Below are 5236 nucleotides of genomic sequence, written 5' to 3'. Positions count from 1 at the left end.
AGGTTGCCCTTTGCGGAGACCGCGTGAGGCTGCGGGCAGGTCCCGGTCGGGCAGTGGACGTGCCAGCTCATGTCGTTGTCCGGGTCGATCCGGCAGCCGGGATCGATCGGCGGGATCTTGTAGCCGCCGCAGCCGATGCCGGCGATCACGTTGATCCCTCCCAGCGCCGAGCCGACGGTCACGCCGAATGTGTCGTTCGCGATGCCCTCGCGGCCGTCGCTGATGTCCACGCCCCCGACCCCGTCGCGGTCGATGTCGAAATTCTCGAAGAGCAGGCCGTCGTCGCTGGTGTTCCCTGTGCCGTCGGGACCGAGCACCCTCTGGACCACCACGCCCTCGGGCAGATCGAGGTCGAGCAGGATCTGGAAGCCCACTTTGTTTCGCGTGCCGATCGACTCGCGGGAGATGAGCGCCAGGTTGAAGTCGCCCTTCAGGGGCTGCGCCGCGTCCGTCGTCTCGCTGGTCGGCGACATGACGAACTCGAACGCCCGCCGCTGGCCGCCGATGTTCGCGGTGTTGACCTTGGTCCCGGCGGCGAGGGTGCCGATGTTCACGGACGAGCGGGTCACGCACTGGATGTCCGAGTCGGAGGTCGCCAGGAACAGGGTGACGTCCGTCAGGTTGATGGGTGAGGCGTTGAAGACGGTCATGGTCATCTCGCAGCGCTCGCCGGTGTCGCAGAAGACGTCGAGGTCGCCGTTGAGATCGACGACGTCCACCCTCTCCACGACCAGGGTCGGCAGGGGCACCTTGCCGCAGTTCACCACCAGCGAGAACGACACGACGTCGTCGGGGAGGCCGCTGTTGTCGCCGTCCACCATGAAGGGGGAGTCGCAGGCGTCGCCGATGTTGTCGTTGTCCCCGTCCGCCTGCCGGCTGGTCCCGGGAACCACCGGCAGGTTGGTCTTCACCGGGCAGTTGTCGACGGCGTCCGCCACGCTGTCGACGTCCGTGTCGTCGTCCCTGATGGAGCAGGTGCGGGGGGTGTCGTTGATCGTCCCGGTCAGGACGCAGGCCTCCGGGGCGATGTTGATGCAGGTGCACTGCGGGCCGCTGCTGGTGCAGACCCGGCTGAGGTCTTCCTGGCATATGCCGGTGGTCGGGCAGGCCGGGTCCGCGGCGCTGCACTCGACCGCGCTCGAACGGCTGCACGACCCGATCGCCAGCTCCGCCCGGCGCGCCCCGAGGCAGTCGCCCTCGCAGGCGTCCCCGATGCCGTCCTGGTCGGCGTCCTCCTGGAGCGGGTTGGGCGTGCGCACGCACTTGTCGAGCCGATCGTTGAAGCCGTCGCCGTCCCGGTCGGTGGTCTTGTCGCAGGCCAGCCCCTTGCCGCTGGGCCCGCCCGGCGCCTGCAACGGATTGTAGACGTCCAGGCAGTTGTCCACCGTGTTCACGATCCCGTCGAAATCGATGTCGTCCAGATCGCAGGCGTCGCCGACCCGGTCGCCGTCCGAATCGAGCTGATCGGCGTTCGCCACGCCAGGGCAGTTGTCGCACCCCATCTCGCCGGCGACGGTGCCGTCGCCCCTGCCGTCCCCGTCGGGATCGCCCTGGCTCGGGTTGTAGTCGAACGGGCAGCTGTCGGCGCCGAACGCCACCCCGTCGCCGTCCAGGTTGTCGAAGTCGTTCTGGCCGGCCACGCCGGTGCGGTTGCCGTCGCACTGCGGGTCCTGGTAATAGACCTGGACGAAGTTGTCCGTCGCGGGCGAGACGAACAGCGTGTTCGGGGCGTTGATCGCCTGGGACGCGACGATCGGGCCCGTGAACATCCCGGGCGAGCCGGACACCTCGGCCAGGGTGAAGCGCTTCACCGGGTGGAGCGCGGTGACGACGCCGGTGCTGAAGGGGCGCGCGTCGCTGTCCGAGGCCGCCAGGACCTCGACCGATCCGGCCCCCGCCCTCTTCGGGTCGTAGACGGAGACCAGCAGCGCATCCTCGCACTCGAACAGGCCGCCGCGATCGACCGACAGGGTGGCGCACTGCGCCCCGGCCGCCTGGCCCGGCTGCCCGAAGCGCTGGCACGCCGCGGCATGGCCGAGCGCGGCCTCGTCCACCGGGTGCCGCTCGTCCCACTCGAACACCACGTCGTCCACGCCGATCCCGTAATCGGCCACGTTGGCGCCGCCCTCGATGTGGAAGAAGCCGAAGCCGACTTGCCAGCGCACGCCGGGGTTGACGTCGAACGGCGTGACCGACGGCACCTCCTGGCCCGTCGATCCCTGCATCAGGGAGTTGAAGCCGGCGGCGTAGTTGATCAGCGTCAGGTCGAAGTTGCGCACCGGGCCCGCCACGTCGTTGGTCCATGGCGTGACGCCATCCGGCGCGAACACGGTCGGCGCGTCCGGCAGCGGATACGGCAGCAGGGCCGGCCCCGCCTCCGGGATCGGGCTGCTGCTGAGGATGTTGGTGTTCTGGGTGAAGGCGGTGAAGCCGGTCTCATCGCCGGTGAGCGACTTGTTCCCGCCACCGAGCGAGCCGTCGGGGTCGATCGTCAGCCCGAAGGTGCGCTGCGGGATGCCGACGCAGGCCGGGCAGGTGCCCGCGTCGCCGGAGTTCACCCAGCCCGCCACCAGGTAGTCGATCCCGCCGTACCGGAAGTCGAAATCCTGGCAGAGCAGGCAGTTCGGGCCGTCGTCGTCGACGTTGTTGTCGATGTTGAGGTTTCCACCCGGCTGATCGTCGACCGTCTGGACCATGGTGTTGTAGCCCAGGCGCTGGAACTCGACCGTGTACGGCAGGCCGCGCGAGTCCGCCGTCTGGTGCACCTTGGCGATGATCGGCGACACCAGGAAGTCCTGGAAGAACTCCTGCCCCGGCGGGGTGGCCGCCTCGGACGCGATGGCGTGGTTCTCGCAGGACGTCGTCGGGGTGGCCGGGCTGCCGTCCCCCGTGTGCCAGATTCCCGCGCCGTCGTTCTGGAACCCGTTCGCCGGGTCCCCGTCGGGGATGGCGGTCTGGAAGCCGCACACGCCGCTGCGCACGTACTCCCACACCTGCGCGGCCGAGCCGCCGGGGCGGCTGAAGGCGCTGCGGAAGCCGGCGAAGCCGCCGCTGTTGCTGTCGAAGGTGAAGGGCGCCTTGTCGACGCCCGGGGTCGGCCCCGAGGCGGAGGCCACGATGCCGCGATCCAGGGCACCGTTCGGGATGATGTCGCGCTCGGTGGCGGTATCCAGGGCCCCGTTGTTGTTCAGGTCCTCGCCCAGGATGTTGGTCACCACGCCGCCCGCCGTTCCCGGGATGAACATCGAGCTGAAGGTCACGTCTTCATCGGGGATCTGGATGCCGATGAACGGATCGATCAGGTCCGGCGTGTCGATCTGGAGGTTCCGGTTGAAGTCGCGGATCTCGCGGGCGCCGCCCGGATGATCGGTCGAGTAGTGGAAGGTCTCGTAGTCGGAGTTGAGGGCGTGGCGGAAGGCGAACGCCTGGCGCTCCAGCTGCACGTTGCCCGTGCTGGCCCGCAGCGTCACCGTCACGTCGACGATCCGGTTGTTGACCGCGATGAGGGCGAGCGCCGCGGGGTCGATGCGCAGGATGAAGGTCGCGGCGGTGATCTGGCCGCCCGGGATCCTCCCGAGGTTCTGCGGGCTGTTCAGGACGCGCACCGCGCCCGCGCCCGGTCCGCCGACCGCCAGCGTCGCCTGCACGTCGGTCAGGTCGTGATCGCGGTTGGAGTTCCCGAAGGTCAACGAGTAGGTGACGTTTTCCCCCGAGTCCATGAACTGGTCCTGGTCGCAGCCGCCGCCGATGGCCACCTGCTGCGTCCCGTTCTCGTTCGGGATGCCCAGGAACCGCCAGGCCACCAGGTTGGGGCTGCACGAGATGCGGGCCGCCGCCAGCACCTCGCGCGGCGTATCGGCGTAGCGCGCCCGGACGGAATACGGCTCCTCGAGCCCCGGGCCGTTGGTTTCCAGGATGCCGTTGAAGCGGATCGCCGCCGGGCGCCCGTCGCGCACCGGGATGCCGCCCGACGCGTAGGTGTTGCTGGCCGAGGCGGTGAACGGCAGGCCGCGCTCCTGGTCGACCACGACCCCGCCGCGCGACACCACCTCGAAGGTCACGGCCGCGGCCACGGCCGTCGCCGTGGTGCCCGGATCGAACACCGTCAGGCGCGCCTCGTCGGCGCAGCCGTACAGGCTCTTGTTGAGCCGCGCCACGCTCGCCGGGAAGGCGTGGGACGCGCCGTTGAACGTCTGGCTGCCGCTCCCGATCACGGGTCCGGCGATCACCAGGCCGTACGGCTGCCCGTCGGCGTCCAGGAAGCCGTCGCCGTCCCCCGCCGGCGCCGAGTCCTCGCCCGGGTCCAGCCGTCCGTTATTGTTGGCGTCCTCGCGCGCGCCGGTCAGGACGGTGATCTGCCCCGCCGTCGCCCCGCCGGCGCCCCGCTTGACGCGCACCCGCCAGGTGCCCACGAAGAGCTGCGAGTCCGCCACGCTACCGTCGCCGTTGGCGTCCGCCGACAGGTGCACCGCCTCGATCGGATTGCGGCGGTCGCCCAGGTCGGTGCCTGCCGGTGTCCGGCCGAGGCTCCACTGCCCCTGCTTGATGGTGCCCTGCTGGTAGTTGTTGCCGTCGTAGATGATGTTGTCCGTCGTGGAGCTCAGAGTCCCGTCCGGGCCCGGAGACTCGACCTCGAGGTCGAGGTCGTTCACCAGGGCGCCCGCCGTTCCGGGCCCGCTCGGCGGATCGCTCCACGCCACGGCGATCCGCAGCTGGCCGCGATCGACGATCTTCGCCGACACCCCGCCGATCAGCACGGTGCGCGTGCTGTCGGAGTCCACCGTGAAGGTGTGCTCGATCGACGTCCGGGTGTTGCTGATCGCCAGCTCGCCGGTCCCGACCTCGTCGAACACCAGCAGGCCCGCGGCCGGGTACTCGAGGGTGTTGTTGATCCCCACCCCCTTGCTCGTCGGCCAGTTCGCCAGGGGCAGGACGGAGGTCACCACCGGGCGCCCGTACCCCTGCTCGCTGTTGCCGATGATGCCCACGTTCACCCCGGAGACGTTCGGCAGATTGACCGCCCGCGCGAAACCGACCGCCTGATCGTTGGGCGTCGGGTAGGAGGTGCCCAGCTCTTCGAGGAAGTTCGCCGAGGCGGCGACCATCGCCTTCACCAGCGGGCCGGAGACGTTCGGCAGGCGGTCGGCGTCCACGCGCGCTCCCGTCGGGTAGAAGCCTTGCGCGAAGTAGTCGCGGATCAGCGCTCCGACGCCCGTCAGCTCTGCGGAGGCGTAGG

At 69.9% G+C, this 5236-nt stretch carries 1 protein-coding gene; it reads right to left on the bottom strand.

Translation table 11 applies throughout. The annotated features are described in order from the left end of the window. Positions 1-5236: thrombospondin type 3 repeat-containing protein (locus ACRDSQ_RS26285; protein WP_431424640.1), on the bottom strand; the 5236-nt coding region annotated here is incomplete at both ends.

The sequence above is a fragment of the Actinokineospora sp. genome, from assembly GCF_050699995.1.
GTDB lineage: Bacteria > Actinomycetota > Actinomycetes > Mycobacteriales > Pseudonocardiaceae > Actinokineospora.
Note: the sequence above shows the minus strand (reverse complement) of the source record. Positions and strands in the feature narration are given on the sequence as shown.